This window comes from Amycolatopsis silviterrae, assembly GCF_042684085.1.
GTDB lineage: Bacteria > Actinomycetota > Actinomycetes > Mycobacteriales > Pseudonocardiaceae > Amycolatopsis > Amycolatopsis silviterrae.
Map to the genome: position 1 here is coordinate 189,868 of NZ_JBHUKS010000003.1, position 15,248 is coordinate 205,115.

Here is a 15,248-nt window from a genome sequence, read left to right on the forward strand (position 1 = left end):
GCTGGCAGGTTGCTCTCGTCATCGTGGTCGTGGGGGCGGCGTCGGGTCGGTGCCCGGGGGTGCGGGGACGGGCTCCCCTGGCGCGGGCGGCGCAGCCGGAACGTCCCAAGGCTGCGTGTAGTGCACGGTCAGATCCGGGCGGCCGGCTACGACGCTCGCCATGTTGTATTGGCTGGTGGAGTTGTTGTCCAAGTATTGCCCGTGCTCGTGGGTGGCGTGCAGGGGTTGCCCGTTGGCTCCGGTTGCGTCGCCGGTGGAGAGCTGTTCGATGCTGGCGACCGAGCCGCCGGAGATTCCCTGGTAGGGAGAGGTGCCGAAGTTGTGGGCGATGTCCAGGCGCGGCACCGGATCCCGATCCGACCACTCTGAGAACATGTGGCCTTGTGGCACTTTGAGGTCGTTCGGGGTTTGCATGTCGAGGCCGGGCGACCCGAAGACCACCGCGTCGTGGACTGGGGTCGGTTGCTGGAGGGCGATGCCGGTAGTCAGGCTGCCGTAGGAGTGGCCGAGAGCGGTCAGGTGGAGCGGTTGGTCGTGGATGTCGTGGGACGCGCCAAGACCGTTCAGGAAACCGTCGAGCTTGTGCGCGCCGATCTTCGCCAGGTCGTCACTGCCAACGGACTTGTCGGGGTTCAGTACGTCGGCAGTCTGCGGTGCCTCGTAGCCGATCCACGTGACCGCGGCGACTCCGCCGTGGTTGCCGTACACGTTCGAGATTCCTTGCGACTGTGTGAGCAGGTTCTGCATGTCGTTGTCGTAGCCTTTGAGGCTGCCGTCGACGGTCGAGGTGAAGCCGGGCGTGAACACTGCGACGTGTTCGGCGGTGTCCACGTTGCCGACTGCGACCGCTGCCTTGACCCGCTCGCCTGAGGTGTCCAAGGTCAGCAACTGGCGCTCGCCTTTGGCGATCGTCGCGTCGATCGCGTCTAGCGATTTCAGCTTCGCCGTGATCGCATCCTCTTTGGCCAGGGCGTCGGAGAGCATGCCCGGTGGCGGCCAGGCCATGTCTTTGACCTGGTCAACGTAGGATTTCGCCTCGTCGAGCTGATGCTGGAGGCTGGCTCGTTCAGCGGGCATCCGAGCGATGTTGGCTTGTGACCGGACGCCGCCGGGCAGCCCGTCGAGGTTGCCGAGCCAGTCCGGGTGGTCGCGCAGGAGGATGGCCTGTCCAGCGGGCGAGAGGGAACTCCACCAGCCGGCGTTCTGGCTCGGGCTGCCGTCCTTGGGCGGTTCCAGCAGGGTGAGACCGGGATCGAGGGAGCCGTCGGCAGCCGCGGCGGTGACGGTGCCTTCGTTGCCGGTACCGAATTCGCCCTGTTGCGCGCGCTGCAGGACGGAGGCGAGATCCCGGTCGATGTCGTCGGCGGTGCGCAGCGCTTGGGTGATGGCGTCGCTGACTTCGGTCTTGGCGCGGGCACGGTCCTCTGGGTGCAGCTCCGGTGGCGCTTGGCCCTCGGGATAGAGGTCGGCGACCGTGCCGTTGTCAGCGATTTGGTAGCCGTACTTGCGGGCGAGTTCTTCAGCTCCGGCGATGGCTTGTTGGACGCCGGTGATGGCGTCGGCGGCCTGCCCGATGGCCTTGCCGACGATGCTGGCCCCGGCAGCCATTTTGTCGATGCGGAACATGAGATTGCTGTGGGCGGAGCGGGCGTTGTCCGCGGCGGGGCCGGACCAGTCCGCGACCGGGATGACTTTGCCGAAATCATCCCCGGAATGAGTGAGGACTTGAAGCCGTTGCTGGACGGTTTTGAAGATCGCGTCGAGCTGGCCGGTGTTCCAGCGTTTGACGTCGGAAAGGCCGACCATTACTGAGGTCCCCGCATGGTTCCGGCGCGGTTGATGCCACTATGCGCGGTCTGGTCGCTGGCCTGATAGCTGCGGGCAGCGGTACCGAGGTCGGTGCCGAAGCGTTCGGCATCGCTGCACCAGGTGGTGAAGTCCGACTCCCAAGACTGGCTGAAGGATGTGGCTGCCCCGGCTGCTGCGCCGCCGGGCAGTGCGCTGGGGAGCTGGCCGACTGGCTCGGCGCAGTGTGCGCTGCGCAGCACCCCTGCCGCGTCGCTCGCAGCTTTGCCCGCGGCTCTCAGTTCGTCTGGAACCGTGCGGAACCCCATCTGCGTCCCCTCCCGTAGTCGCTCCATCACGGTACGGGACCGATCGGCTCGTCTCAACGATCGCGGGCAGGATCGAGAAGATCTACTCGGCCACCGTGAGTGGATCTACTTGGCTGCTTCCTGAGCGGAATTTTTTTATGCGGGTTCGACCGGAGACCCGGCTTGTTCAATCAACCCGTCGAGGAGTGCGGCCAACTCGGCAGCCGCTTTCGGCGGAACTGTACCGGCGTCGATCGCCCGACGCAGCTGTGCGATGTTGATGACGACATTCCGGACACCGACCATGATTTCAGCGTCGACGTCATCGTCACGCCAGATGAAGTTATTTACTGCGAACCGCGGCGTCGTCCGCAAGGCATCGTGTGGGAGCACCTAAGCGAGGAGAAGATCCGGGCGATCCCGGTGCTCGCGTCACGCGCTGATGCGCGACGCTAGCCGCCGATTAGCAGCAGGTGCGGGCGTTTGCGTGCGAGGAGCTTATTGGCCGTGACCCAGCGATTCTTCCCGCCGCAGTGCTTGAAGAGCTCCCACAACCGGTATGCCGGCGAACCGGGCGCGTAGTGGGTCCAGGGTGCCTCATGCATCGGGAGGTCGACCGGGATCTGTTCGAGCAGCTCGCGTATCTGGTCCCGGTAGACGGTCGTGACGTCGACGGCGACGTGCGCGAGGTCGGTGATGCTGAGGAAGTTGAGGGCCAGGCCATCGGCTTCGGTGACGACGTTCGCGTCGTTGGACTGGTCGCCGCCACCGGCGAAGCGTTCGAACCAGTTGCCGGTGTAGGGCTGGCTGCCATCGCGGCCGAAGTAGCGGCGCAGCGCCTCGACAGACCGAGCGCGGCTCGTGCCGCGGACACACCGGTCGAGGAGCCGTGCAGTCGTGCGTAGTCCTCGTGGTTAGGAGTGATCGTTGTGGCTGGGTGCACGCCGGATGCCTCCTGGATACGGGCGTTCGTGCGTAGTGGTCGCCACCGCTGAGTCAGCTGTTACGCCCCGCCGGGCCCGCGGGCGCAACGCGGCAGCGAGACCGGATCCGACGGCAGCCCCTGCGCAGATCGAGGCGAGAACCCAGGCCTGCGAAACGTCCATGGTGAGCGCGAGGTAGAGCTGGGCCAGGGCGACGGCGCTGCAGGCGGCGGCAAGTGCGCGCCATGCAGCGTCACGATGCATCTGGCGCCTCCTGGTTGCGGTGACACGGGTAAGTCGCTAGGAACAGCACTGCGGTTACGTGGGCTGCCTGTCCATCGGTGCCGTCGTAGATCGGCCTGTCGAGCGCCGACGGAGAAGCCGGATGGCCAACGAACCCGACGAAACCCGCCCGGTGCAGGTCACCGCGCCGGGCGGCGTGATCTGGACTAGGCGGCCTGGCGGCCTGTCAACCGGAACCCAACTGCTTGAAGCGCTGTCGGCTTCCACGCGGATGCACACCGATGTCGAGCTGCTGTGGAATTGGTGGGAGGAGGACCGGCACAGTCGAGAGCAGAGCCGGGTGTGGGCGATCCTTGAGGAATGGGAGAACGGCGCGGATCAGCGTGAGCAGACTGAGGAGGAAGTCGAAGCCTTCGTGCAGCGGTGGAATGACGAGCAGGACGCAAAGCGCGAGGCGGAAGAGAAGCGGCGCGCCGAGCTTGTTGCGCAGTCCTATGACAAGGACCGGGCAAACGCCCGACTTCAGCTCCTCCGCAAAGAAGCCGACACCGCCTTCTTCCAGCACGTGATCGACAAACCGGCGAGCACCGCGCAGCGCGAGGACGCCGAGCGACGGGTGGCCAGATGCAAATCGGAGGCCGAGGAACTCCGTAAGCAGGTTGGTGATCCGGAAGAGGTCCTCGACGAGCGCGGGTACCTGCCTGCCGAACGGCGGAAGCAACACCTCGGCGAGCACATGCGCTACTGGCGGTATCCCGCGCTGCGAGAGCTGCGAAAACGGGGCCGTCGCCGGTTCACCGCGTTGTTGAACATGCCGGTACCTGACGTGGCCCGGATGTGCTCGGAGTGCCAGGCCCCGGCCGAGTGGCACGAGTACGACATCTCGCTCTGTCTGTTCCGCTCACCGCCGGCCGAGGGATCCCAAGCGGAGGTCCTCGCTCGACTCATGCCCGGTTGGTGGGAGCGGTGTCATGCGTCTACGGGCTACGCGATCGGCCATGGCTGGGGCGAACCGCATGCATTGCCGGACTTCACCGGAGAGCAGTGGCAGGCCATGCTGCCGTCGTTGCTGCGGTCCACCTTCGCACCCGAGCCGATCAAGAAGAAGCCTGCCAAGCCGAAACCGCAGCCACTCGCCACCGTACCGCCGGGCCCGATCGCCGAGGTGATGGCAAAGCTGCAGGAGCTTCAAGCCAAGTATCCGACCGCCGAGGTGCGGCAGGGCAACCGCGGCCGATGGGAACTGTGGCCGGCGAAGGACGACACGAACATGTAGGGCCGCACCGCGGTGCGTACGCCCTGTCCGGCTGAGGTCGTCTGCTCAATCTGCTCGATGCGGAACCTTCGATCATCGGTACCCGGTGAACAACCGATAACCTGCCTGAAGCGACCTGTTAAAAGCCCGCCGATTGGATCCGAAGTGACCGGGAGAGTCGGCTTCATTCACGCACGGCCAGTTTGTGATGTTTTCCTAATGAAGCAGTTGTAGTGTGTTCGCAGTCCTACACGGCGCTTTCGGCATACAGCTCGTCGAGCCACGGGTATTCATTGTCGATCTCGATCAGAATGAAGTCGCGCTCACGTTGGGGAATGCCCGACTGTGTGAGTACTGATTCCAGTTCGGAGCGGATCGCATCCTTCTGCGCGGAACCGCTTTCAATCCAACTCTTTTCAGCCAAGCGGAACAGGCGAAGGATGGCCCCTTCTCTTGTCGCCGTCACGGCAAGCAGGTTTTCCTGCGGCAAGCCGTCGAGTTTGGGCGTGTACGACAGCCAGTCACCCGCGCTTGTTAATTCTTTCGGGCCAAAAAGATCCACAAAGTAGACGATCGACCCATCGCTCACGAGGTTTGCGAGCTTCAGGTCGAGCCCGTGAGGAAGAGCGGTCACTTCGCGGTCACATAGGACCCTAGGCTTCAGGAGACGCTCGGGGTACTCCCCGAGCGTCTCGATCGCCGCTCGCAGGAGCTGCCACTTGCGGTAGTTCGGCTCCAGTGCATCCCGCACGGCAAAATCGGCGTCTCCGCCAGGAATAAACTGTTCGTAGGAGTAGATCTGCCACTCGCTACCAACCTGGACGGTATGCGTGTGAAATAATTTCGGTATGTTCCACCCAAGATCGCGGAGACTGCGTCGGTACTTCCGTAGCCGATCATGGAGCAGTTCCGCTTCCTGCTCGGTCAGGCCCTTGCCGACACCCATGCGCTTCCACACCACAGCTTCAGCGCCCTGCGAGAGCTTGAACTCCAGCACGGTGACACGCGACTGACGTCCTTGGCTGATACCAGGTACGTCCACCTTTTGGTAGTTGGCGGACGGCTCTTGATCCCGAAGTATCGATTCCTCAAATGCCATGAGGTCGCCTTCGGGCAAGTGAAGCTTCTGTGGCGTTTTCATCACAACTTAGTATAACTCGAATGTGCGTCCCGGCAAAATGTGTTGCTTCGCAACACGCAGGCATACCGCACGCAGCGTAGCGATTAGGCTGAATTGATCTCGAGCGCGGGAAGATTGCCATAGATACCGAGCCGCTCGGTATGGGAGTCGCGTTACGCCGTGTAGCGGCAGGGTCTGCAACTAAGATCGGACCGGTCAGCGGCTATCGTCGTCTGTTCCAGAGGGCATGCTCCTTGAGTGCGTCCAGAACCTGCTTCTCGAGCGTGGCGGCCGTACTCTTGTCGCTGGTGACTGACCAACAGATATGCAGGTCGGCGCGTTCGAAGGCCAGTTTTCCCCACTGTGCTGCTCGCTTCGGTTGACCGTCTTCAACTTCGGCAACACGTGCGTGTAGCCACCCCGGATCTGCAAGTGCGCGGTCGAAGACCGCTTCACCTAGTCCGCTGGCGATCGCCTTGCCGCTGGCATACCGCACCAGGCGTCCGCGGACGCCCGTGTCGCTCCGCTCCCCGGCCATCCCCACATAGATGAGCTCGCCGCTTGAGCCCTCCGCCGCTAGGTAGACGCCAGGACGGCGAGGAGCGGTCTTCCTGGCGGACGAGAACGGAACCCAAGACGACCACTCAGCGAGCTCCTTTACGATTTCGAGTGCAAGCTTTGGCATGACGACAGTGTGACGTGAGCGCAACAGTGGGCGTTCGACGTGGCCGTCGGGTATTCGGGAAACTCTTGTCTGTGCATAGCGCCGATGAGATAGAGCGTGCTACCTCTGAGCGATGGGAGAAGACGCATACGGCCTCGGACGTCTGGAGCGGCTCGCGAGCCCTCGTGACATCTGGCAAAACGAAGCTGGCGACTTCACGCCGTGGCTGGCTGCGAACATTGACGTGCTCAGCGACGCGATCGGTTTGCCGCTCGCGATCGAGGGGCAGGAGGTGTTGGTCGGCGACTTCCGTCTCGATATTCACGCCACGGACCCGGACGGCAAGACCGTTGTCATCGAGAACCAGCTCGAGCCCAGCGACCACTCGCACCTCGGACAGCTCCTCGTCTACGCCAGTGGCCTCGAAGCGTCGACCGCTATCTGGATCACTACCCGACTGCGCGAGGAGCACCGCAGTGCACTGATCTGGCTCAACGAGCGGACTGACTCTGACGTCCGCGCCTTCGGCATCGAGGTCAGCGTGGTCCACATCGGCGATTCGCTGCGTGCGCCGGTGCTCGATGTTGTCGTGGAGCCGAACGACTGGGCCAAAGCAGCAAAGGAGACGTCCAAGGCTGCCGTCTCACCGAAGAACCAGCAGCGCATGGCCTTCTTCGAAGACGTCTTTGACCTGATGGCAACCGCCTACCCCACGATCCGCACCCCGAAGACCCAGGTCACCAGCTGGTGCAGCTTCGCCGCCGGCCCGTTTGGCTACTACTGCCTGTCGTTCAGCAAGCAGGGCTACCGTGTCGAGATATACCTCGACACCGGGGACAAGGACTCCACCAAGTGGATCTACGACCAGCTCGCCGCGGATGGTGAGAACCTGCAGCAAACCCTTGGCTTCAAGCTGAGCTGGGACCGACTCAACAACAACCGAGGCAGCCGTATCGCCACCTACCTCGAAGGGTTCGACCTCGAGGATGCCGACGGCAGCGCGCGGCAGAAGGCAGTGGCATGGAGCGTCGAACGAGCCGTTGCACTGCATCGCCAGCTCGACGGCCGACTGCGCAGTTTGGCTAAGACGAGCAAGGAAGCGACGCAGGTAACCGACCAGTCGAATGGCGGTGTCGGATGACCAGCCCGTCGGACTCGGTCGAGCCTCGTACTGCTGTAGAGCCAACGGAAGCTGTGCTCGTGACTCCGCCTACTGAGCTGCTACCCGGATCGAGCACCGAGCAGAGCGCTGCTGAACTGCTGATGATCGCGTGGGTGTCGAACGAGCTCGGCATTGCGCTCCGCCCGCAGCCGATCGAGACCTCGACCGGTGTCAGAGTCGAGGTCGACGGCGTTGATGATGCCTGCACCGTGCTGGTCGAGGCATGGGCACACCAGGGGCCGCCGAAAGCAGCTCAACGACACAAAGTGCTGGCCGATGCCTTCAAACTCAGCTGGATCGCGTCGACGCTGCCCGCGCGGCCGCGGTTGATCTTGTGTTTTTCGGACGAGGTCGCTGCCAAGCCTTTTCAGACCGGCCGATCGTGGGCGGCGGCCGCGCTACGAGACCAGCGCATCGAAGTGCTGGTTGCCGAGCTGCCAGACGCCACCCGTGCCGGGATTGTCCAGGCCCAGCGCCGTCAATACCGATAGCGTGAGCTGCGTCGTCCGAGCCACGAAGAGTTGCCTCTCGTCGACGAGACATTCCGGGGCACTCGCTCGCTGTGTAGAAACATCGCCTAGAGCTTCGACGGGACTGGCCGCTGCGCCTGTGCGAGCAGAGCCGGCGACAGGGCTCCGGTTTGTGTGCCCTGCCCCTGGCTAGTTCACAGCAACGCTGTTGGAGCGGAGCGGTGCGCCAACTCTTGTCGAGGTGTGCCACGTTGGTCAGGATCACGCTCCGCGCCGTGGTGTCGATGTCTACATACCTGCAAGTGGATAGCGCACCAAAGGACAACTCATAAATCGGTCGAGTGAATCACGCGTGTACACAGCGTGTCGCCCTTCACTCGGACGAACGTCAACCGCAGTTCGGCGCACCTCGAATTCTCGATGCCGCTTACCGCCTGCCACTGGCCGCTTGGCGAGGAACCAGGGGGCGCTGCGGAGCCTGCTGGGCCCTCGGCGCATCATGGCATCACGCGGTCTTCACGACCGCAGTAGAACGCGGCCCCCTGTTGGCGCAGGGAACCGCGTGACGTTCCAGCTGAAGTGTCCCGGAGTCGCATCCAAGAACCAGGGAACGGTGGTGAGCGTAGAGGCGATTGCCGCAGCCCGCTAGTGCGAGCTTGATCACGGGCGGGTTCACGTCTTGTTGGCTGTCCGGCGGTGCTGGCGCACGTGCGTATGTGCCGTAGCCCTGGCGCCTCCCACCACCGAAGGGTTTCATTCTCGTGCCCCCACGTTCCTCGTGTCGCCCGGTGTCTCTCTACCGCCTCGACGGTGGTCTTGACCTGGCTGAGTACCTTCTTTCCGTCGACTCCGCAGACGTACGCGTCAACCGCCGTGTCTACCTGGGCGACGTGGAATGCTTCGTCATGGGCGGCGTCCTGCGCTCGGACGCGCCGTCATGGGCCGACCATGTGCAATCGCTGACCGGGATCGACTTCGACTTCCCAGGCGACATGCGGTTCGCGGTCCTCCTGGTGCCTTTGCCGCCCTGGACGTACGCCTTGACCTGGGGAGCTGGTCATCTCCTGGTTGACAGCGAGCTGATTGAACAAGCCTTCGGCCTGATGTTCGGTATCCGTCGTCTGGACTGTGCGCGGCTTGGTTTGGTGGCCAGTTCGGCGCTGGACGCCACGGCGCGGGCGACGCAAACCTCTTTCCCAGGAGGTAGCGACTTGGGCGGCTTCCGTCTTGAGCCCTACGGCGAGCTCGTCAACCGGGTCGCTGGGCCGGCGGACCTCCGCGGTCTGACCTACGGCAAGGAAACCGGCAAGCCGTATCGCATCAAGGTGGGCAATGCCCTCTGGGCACCGCTCGCTCGAGAGCCGCAAGCTCTGCTGGCTGACCTCCGGGCGATCGGGGAGGCCGTCGATGAGCCTGATGACCATTCGGCGCTGCGTTTCGTCGCGCAGACACGCCCGCTGCCGAAGTCACACCCCAAGCGAGCTGAACTCGACTCCCGGCTGGCCGCAGCGCTTGGCGGGGACGAGGCCGCCGGTGTGCTCGGGTTGGCGTGGCCGGACGATGCCGTTCGTGATGTCGAAGAAGCGGGCTCGTTCCGGATCCAGCGTCTCGGGCCGTGGAGTTCGTACGTCGTCGACACGAACATCGAGCTGAGCGCCTTTACCGAGCGGTTCAAGCTCATCTCGCCTCAAGACCGTCTGGACAACCTGAAGACGGCCCGCGTCGTGACCTGCATCGACGACGTGGGGCAGGAGGAGTCCGGGTCGTTGACCTCCCTGCGCAAGTGGTTCGCGTTCGAGACGACGATCGACAATGTCCGGTACTGCTACCATCAGGGCAAGTGGCTCCGCATCGGTGAGGGCTTCGTCAACCAAATCCGCGACCAGGTCGCCGCGCTGCTCAAGAACCGCAGCAACCTGTCGTTCCCGCACTGGACGCCCACCGGGCAACGCGACGACGAGCACCGGTTCTGCGAACTCACGGCCGAGCAGGACGGCTACGTCTGCCTGGACCGCAACTTCGCGTCCACGCCCTTTCATCCACGGTTCGAACTCTGCGACGTTGTCGGTCCAGGAGACGAGATGGTGCACGTCAAGTGGCTCGGCGGCGCACCGGCGGCAAGCCATCTCATGATCCAAGCGCAGGTTGCTGCCCAGGCCCTGCGCGACGAGTCGGACGTCCTGGAACAGCTCAACACCAAAGTCCGGGCGCTCGACCCCGGACGTCCGTACATGGACCCGTCGGTCATCGTTTTGGCCGCCGCCGGCCGGACCTGGGACGTGGATCAGCTGTTCACGTTGTCGCAGCTGGGCTTGCTCCGGCTTCACCGGACGCTGCGTCACCTGCGGTGCACTCTGCAGTTCGCCGACATCCCTTACACGCCGAAGAAGTCGTCCAGGGCCGCGAAGCTCGCCGCATAAACAGATGTCGGGCAGGGCTTCGTCCTGCCCGACATCTGACCCTGAAAGATTCCCGTGCTTGACGGAGCGACTCAACCGATGGGTTTGGTTCGGACTAGAAGTTCTTCCCACGTCGATGCAGACTTGAGATGGGTTTCAGTGACGAACATGTATCGCCAAGTTCCGAACTGGGCCTCGTCGCGGACGAACTGGGCCCACTCTTCAGCTGCGCGTTTCTTTTCGAGGACTTCGCTATCACGAGCTTCCCGGTCCGACTTGCCTTCGATGACCCAGTAGAACCCTTTGTTGTCAATTACGATGAAGTCTGGGTAGTACCTCTTGCCGTTATCACGTTCGATCCACACCTCGCCAGGGTCGTAGAGGCGCAGCCACCATTGCACAGCGTCCGAGGCGTCGAATATGTGGGCCAGAACCCATTCAGTGCTCTTCGCTTGGAAGCTGGCGGCCTGCTGGATGTTATGCTTCCATCCGCCGAACCAGCGGTTCTTGACGTAGTTGTCCCACTTGTCGCCCGTATCGGTGGGCATGGGCTGGCGAATCGGCACTTCGACCGTACGGAACGCCCATCGAGGGTTGAGTCGGCGGTTGTTGTAACTCGAACGGATCAAGTTCGATATGGCATCGGACAGCTTGGCTGGCCCGGCGTTCGCTCCAGTCGGCCTCGTTCTCGTCGCCGACCACGTCCGCGGCCAGGAGGAACTGCTCGGCGATGCGTTCCGCTGCCGTGAGCTCGTGTGTGGTGCTGGCGACCAGGCCGAGGTCGAGGATACGTTCGACGAAGTCGGCGCGAACGTCGGCAACTGGCATATAGCGCTGTGTTGCCATTTCTTCCTTAACCTGCTGCACTTGCACCACGGTTTCGCCTGTCGTGGTGCGGTGGGCCGTGAGAGCTTGTCGCTTGATGTGAACTGGAAACTCGTGAGAGAACCCCGCGCCTTCGGCTTGAGCAGCCGCATTGTCGACGTAGCTCAAGGAAAACTCGACCGGCATAACTTCGCGTTCCCGGCGCAGGAACTTAATGCTCGGCGCGTTTTCAACCTTGTAGAGAATCTTATTGACAGTTTCGCGATCGCGGTCATGCTGGGTGTTGATCGCGTCGAGCGACGCAATCTGGAGGAAGTCTTCTCCGTCCTGCAGCTCGCCGTTGATGACGGGACGTCGAGAGCGCACGGCTGTTCGTCTACAGAGGCTTGCACCGCGAGGCTCTGCAACTCAGGTACGACTGGTTCCTGAAGGGGGTCTGGCCGGGGCACGTCCTCTGGAGCGTCGAGGACGGCTCGGTGCCCCGTTGGTCGGACAGCGTCGCCAAAACTTGAGGCTCTTGCTCGGGACGGGGCGTCCGCGCAGCACTTTACCTTCGGCTCGCGGTGGGGCCGGGCATGATCGCGTAGCGAGGTCGTTTACTGCTGGTGTTTAACGGCCGGTCCGTCGCCGCGCGGCGTTGTCGAGCAGGTTGGCTACGGTCCGCCGGGCTGGGCCTGGGTCGTTGGGATCGGCTGCCGTCTCGTCCAGCGAGGGGGAAGCCTGTGCCGCGATCGCGAGCAGATCATCGTCTAGGCGGAGGAAGTCGGCCAACGTCCGTTGTGCGGCGGTGAGGGTGCCCAGCCCTGGCGGGACAGGTGGTTCGGGATCGTTGTCCGCATCGCGGTCGAAAACGTCTTCGTCGCGCTCCCAAGCGCCGTAGGACGCCAGCCAGGCGAGATAGAGCGGACGGAGATCACCGGCGGCGAGTTCGGCGCGGACACCGACGATCTCCGGCAGCAGGTTCTCGGGGTCGTCGTCGAAGTCGGACTCGCCGCCGTCGTCTTCGCTGATGAGGTCGAGTACGACGAACTCGTCCGCGACCCACGCGCTTGCCAGCTCGCCGACGCAGTAGTCCTTGAGGACATCGGGGTCGAGCAGAGCGCGCGGCAGCCGGAACATCACCCGGTGGGTGCCCCAGTTGGCGAGATACAGGTGCGCGTCGTAGTAGCGCTCCATCAGCTGGCGTGGGTCGCCTTTGAAGTCGCCCCAGTGGTATTCGTTCACGAAGCTGGTCGAGGAGATCTCCGCCCGGGTGGACAGGGACCGGACCGCGCGTTGCTCGCGATCGTCTAGTGCGCGGTCGATCGCCAGGAACTCGTAGTACTGGTACTCGCTCATAACTTGGTAGACCTTGCCACGGGTGCCAGCGTAGTGAACTCGGGTGCGCGGCGAACCGCGCACCCGAGGGGGTTTCTACGCTCCGCCGAGGTTTCGCACCACGTCAAGAGACTCCGTCGTCCAGCGGGTCTGGGCGGCGAAGGCGGGGGAATCGTGGCGGAGGAGGTTGTCCAGCTGGATTTGCCGGGCGATGAATTCTCCGTTGGCCCTGGCGTTTCCGATCAGCAGCGGGCGGACGACCCGGCCCTCGGGCAGGCCCGCGTAGAACAGGCCGGGGAGGATGCCGACTCCCTTTTTGTGCATGGGCACGCCGTCCTCGTCTAGGGCCGAGCTGGGCAGGACTCGGTAGTCCGGCACGAAACCCGTCGCCCAGACGATGGTGGTGATGCCTTCGGCGATGAGGTCCAGGGTTGGCTCGTAGCCGTCGAGGAGCGAGTCGTCGACGAGGCTGGCGGGGGTCGGGGCGGGGACGGTCAGGCCGCGCTTTTCGATTGCGGCGTCGATGGCTTCCAGGAGGTTGTTTTCCGCGCGGGCGGCGGCGTGGGCGATTTCGCGGACGTTCTGTTCCAGTTCAAGGACCTTGCCCTGCGCGCTCCGGATCGAGCCGACCAGGGTGACGCCTTTTTGGGCCAGGATGGACAGGTTCAGGTCGCGGCCGCCGTCCCTGCCGCTGAGGACTGATGCGCCGGTTAGGGACGGCGAGACGCCGCGGCCTAGGTCGGGGGACTCGAATTGGCCTTCGATGGACAGGAATTGCAGCCAGTCGAGGACGCACGCGCCGCGGTAGTACCGCGGGGCCGTCTTGTGCCGGCCGACTGAGATGTAGACGTCTCGGCCTGCTTCGCGGAGGTCGTCGCAGACCTGCTGGCCGCTGCTCCCTGCGCCGACCACCAGAACGGCGCCTTCGGGGAGGGACTGGGGGTTGCGGTAGTAGCGGCTGTGCAGTTGTGTGATCGACGGGTCGATGTCGGCGGCCAGTGCGGGAACGCGCGGGGAGGTGTATCCGCCTAGTGCGGCGACGACGTTGCGGCATTCGATGGTCTCGCCGCCGTCTGCTAGGCGGACCTGGAAGCGGGCGCCGTTGGCGGGGGTGTCGGGCAGGGGCTCGACCGCTTGTACGGCGGTGCCTTCGCGGACGTTGAGGCCCAGGTCCGACACGTAGCGCTTCAGCCGGTCGGCTACCTCGCGGGCGGGCATGAAGCCTTCGGGGTCGTCGCCGTCGTAGGGCTGGCCGGGGAAGGCGACCATGCGGTTGGGGGTGTTGACATAAAGGGTGTCCCACCGGTCATGTGCCCAGGCCTGGCCGACCTCGCCTCGTTCCAGCACCACGGACTCGTAGCCGAGCCGGGCGAGCGCGCCGGCGACGCCGCATCCCTGCTGGCCACCGCCGACGATTACGGTTTCGACGAACATGCGCTACCCCATTCTGGTGGAAAAGTGTGATTCGGTGTTGTGCCGGTCATGCGAGCGGATTGGCGGAGGCCAGCTGGTCGGCGGCGTCTAGGGCGGCGTACATTGCCGCGCACGCGTGGTAGGCCACTGGTCCGACCGTGTTTCCGACGTAGTAGGTGTCGGTTTCCTTGTCGTGGACGGAAGGCTTTTCTACGCCGAGCGGGAGAATGTCTTCGATCGACACCCGGCGCAGGTTGTGTTCCTTCTTGAACTGTGCTGGTGACACGCTTCGCCGGAACAGGACGCGGGAGCCGAAGCCGGGGATCAGGCGGGCCAGTTCCTTGAGGATGTATTCCTCGACTGTGGCCAGGGTGCGCGAGTCGAATTCCTCGACTCCGCGTGGGTAATAGAAGTACGCGTTGAAAGACCGGTACTCCTCGGTGGTGACGCAGGGGAAAGCGTGAAAGCCGAACTGGTCCGGCAGTACGCCGTCGTCGAGTTGGCCTAGCCAGTTCTGTACGCCGGACGGTAGGTATCCGACGGTGTGGACTCCTGCGGGGAACGGGACGTCTGGCCGCGTGGCGATGTGCAGGACGCCGATTTCCAGGCTTGACCGGACGGAGTGGTTTCCCGTTCGGGCCTCGCTGGAGACGAGGTGCTTGGTGCGGTAGGTGCCTTGCGAGGTCGTCACCAGTTTGCCGTCGTCGGTTTGGCGGACGTCGAGTACGTCGGTGTCGAACTCGATGCGACCGCCGAGTTCGGCGAAGCGTGCGGTCATGGCGTCGGTGATCGCTTGCGGGCCGTCTGCTGGCGCGCACAGTTCGTGGTAGCCGTAATCGGGGTTCTTGCTGTAGATCTGGCGGAACAGGTCGAACCGGTGTGCGGCGGGGGAATGGCCGGCGACGTACGAGGGCAACGACAGGAAGTCCCGGAAGGTCTTGTTGCGCACGGTGGCGTCGAGAAACTGGCCCACGTAGTCGAACTTGTTCCCGATGTCGGGGTTGCGCAGCGCACGGCCGACCCGCGTCGTGTCCGGCAGGTGTCGTAGCAGGTCGAATACCGTGCGCGAGGTGGCTGGGAGGACGTATTTCTCCCGTCCGCAGTAGAAAACCGTCTGGTTTTGCTCGAATTCCAGGTCTACGCCCAATTGCTGCAGGTATCGCTTGATCGCGGATCCGAAGTCGTTGGAGCCGAGCGTGAACTGGTATCCGTCGATGGTCGTGCTTCCGCACAGGCCGCCGGCGACCGGGCGGCGTTCCAGCACTCGTACCGAGTATCCCCGCTGCTGCAAGGAAATGGCGGCGGTGAGTCCGGAGAGGCCGGCCCCGACGACGATGACGTCCTGGATCTCTTCGTCGGACATG

The 15,248-nt window shown here is 64.0% G+C and carries 15 protein-coding genes; 6 read left to right on the top strand and 9 right to left on the bottom strand.

Features of this window, described 5'->3' with window-relative positions:
* Window positions 1-18 precede the first annotated feature (18 nt).
* Complete coding sequence (locus tag ACFSVL_RS02660; protein ID WP_378300039.1) at window positions 19-1,806, bottom strand: alpha/beta hydrolase; 1,788 nt, start codon at window positions 1,804-1,806, stop codon at window positions 19-21.
* 470 nt (window positions 1,807-2,276) lie between these two features.
* On the opposite strand from ACFSVL_RS02660, the gene ACFSVL_RS02665 reads away from it, so the two are divergent.
* Window positions 2,277-2,549: a hypothetical protein gene (locus ACFSVL_RS02665; protein WP_378300041.1), complete on the top strand. Its 273-nt coding sequence runs from the start codon at window positions 2,277-2,279 to the stop codon at window positions 2,547-2,549.
* Here the strand turns inward: ACFSVL_RS02665 and ACFSVL_RS02670 are convergent.
* A complete protein-coding gene (locus ACFSVL_RS02670; RefSeq protein WP_378300389.1) occupies window positions 2,546-2,929 on the bottom strand; it encodes a DUF6308 family protein in 384 nt (127 codons plus the stop codon). The two genes, ACFSVL_RS02665 and ACFSVL_RS02670, sit on opposite strands and share 4 nt — an antisense overlap.
* A gap of 472 nt (window positions 2,930-3,401) precedes the next feature.
* On the opposite strand from ACFSVL_RS02670, the gene ACFSVL_RS02675 reads away from it, so the two are divergent.
* Window positions 3,402-4,535: a hypothetical protein gene (locus tag ACFSVL_RS02675; protein ID WP_378300043.1), complete on the top strand. Its 1,134-nt coding sequence runs from the start codon at window positions 3,402-3,404 to the stop codon at window positions 4,533-4,535.
* Between the two features lie 226 nt (window positions 4,536-4,761).
* Here the strand turns inward: ACFSVL_RS02675 and ACFSVL_RS02680 are convergent, their stop codons facing one another.
* Window positions 4,762-5,655, bottom strand: a complete 894-nt coding sequence (locus ACFSVL_RS02680) for a hypothetical protein (protein WP_378300045.1) — start codon at window positions 5,653-5,655, stop codon at window positions 4,762-4,764.
* Between the two features lie 202 nt (window positions 5,656-5,857).
* The gene (locus ACFSVL_RS02685) at window positions 5,858-6,319 is read right to left on the bottom strand and encodes a hypothetical protein (RefSeq protein ID WP_378300047.1); all 462 of its coding nucleotides are present in this window, start codon (window positions 6,317-6,319) and stop codon (window positions 5,858-5,860) included.
* A 112-nt stretch (window positions 6,320-6,431) separates the two neighbouring features.
* Between ACFSVL_RS02685 and ACFSVL_RS02690 the strand changes: the two genes are divergently transcribed.
* The 3 genes from ACFSVL_RS02690 to ACFSVL_RS02700 all read left to right on the top strand — a co-directional run bounded on the left by ACFSVL_RS02690 (window position 6,432) and on the right by ACFSVL_RS02700 (window position 10,350).
* Window positions 6,432-7,439 carry a DUF4268 domain-containing protein gene (locus tag ACFSVL_RS02690; RefSeq protein WP_378300049.1) on the top strand — a complete coding sequence of 336 codons (1,008 nt, stop codon included), beginning with the start codon at window positions 6,432-6,434 and terminating at the stop codon, window positions 7,437-7,439.
* 134 nt (window positions 7,440-7,573) lie between these two features.
* Window positions 7,574-7,951, top strand: coding sequence for a hypothetical protein (locus ACFSVL_RS02695; RefSeq protein WP_378300051.1), 378 nt, complete (start codon window positions 7,574-7,576; stop codon window positions 7,949-7,951).
* Between the two features lie 767 nt (window positions 7,952-8,718).
* On the top strand, window positions 8,719-10,350 hold the full coding sequence (locus tag ACFSVL_RS02700; RefSeq protein ID WP_378300053.1) for a TIGR04141 family sporadically distributed protein: 1,632 nt from the start codon (window positions 8,719-8,721) through the stop codon (window positions 10,348-10,350).
* Between the two features lie 71 nt (window positions 10,351-10,421).
* Here ACFSVL_RS02700 and ACFSVL_RS02705 read toward each other — a convergent pair whose 3' ends face one another.
* Entirely contained in the window at window positions 10,422-10,877 is a 456-nt protein-coding gene (locus tag ACFSVL_RS02705; protein WP_378300055.1) for a hypothetical protein, read from the bottom strand.
* Entirely contained in the window at window positions 10,807-11,520 is a 714-nt protein-coding gene (locus ACFSVL_RS02710; RefSeq protein WP_378300057.1) for a hypothetical protein, read from the bottom strand. The genes ACFSVL_RS02705 and ACFSVL_RS02710 overlap by 71 nt, the downstream gene beginning before the upstream one ends.
* Before the next feature lie 20 nt (window positions 11,521-11,540).
* Between ACFSVL_RS02710 and ACFSVL_RS02715 the strand changes: the two genes are divergently transcribed.
* Entirely contained in the window at window positions 11,541-11,666 is a 126-nt protein-coding gene (locus ACFSVL_RS02715; protein WP_378300059.1) for a DUF3291 domain-containing protein, read from the top strand.
* Window positions 11,667-11,763: 97 nt separating this feature from the next.
* Here ACFSVL_RS02715 and ACFSVL_RS02720 read toward each other — a convergent pair whose 3' ends face one another.
* From ACFSVL_RS02720 to ACFSVL_RS02730, 3 genes are all read right to left on the bottom strand, one after another.
* Window positions 11,764-12,492 carry a hypothetical protein gene (locus tag ACFSVL_RS02720; RefSeq protein WP_378300061.1) on the bottom strand — a complete coding sequence of 243 codons (729 nt, stop codon included), beginning with the start codon at window positions 12,490-12,492 and terminating at the stop codon, window positions 11,764-11,766.
* A 75-nt stretch (window positions 12,493-12,567) separates the two neighbouring features.
* Complete coding sequence (locus ACFSVL_RS02725; protein WP_378300063.1) at window positions 12,568-13,905, bottom strand: flavin-containing monooxygenase; 1,338 nt, start codon at window positions 13,903-13,905, stop codon at window positions 12,568-12,570.
* A 46-nt stretch (window positions 13,906-13,951) separates the two neighbouring features.
* Window positions 13,952-15,247, bottom strand: a complete 1,296-nt coding sequence (locus ACFSVL_RS02730; RefSeq protein ID WP_378300065.1) for a phytoene desaturase family protein — start codon at window positions 15,245-15,247, stop codon at window positions 13,952-13,954.
* Window position 15,248: the final 1 nt, after the last annotated feature.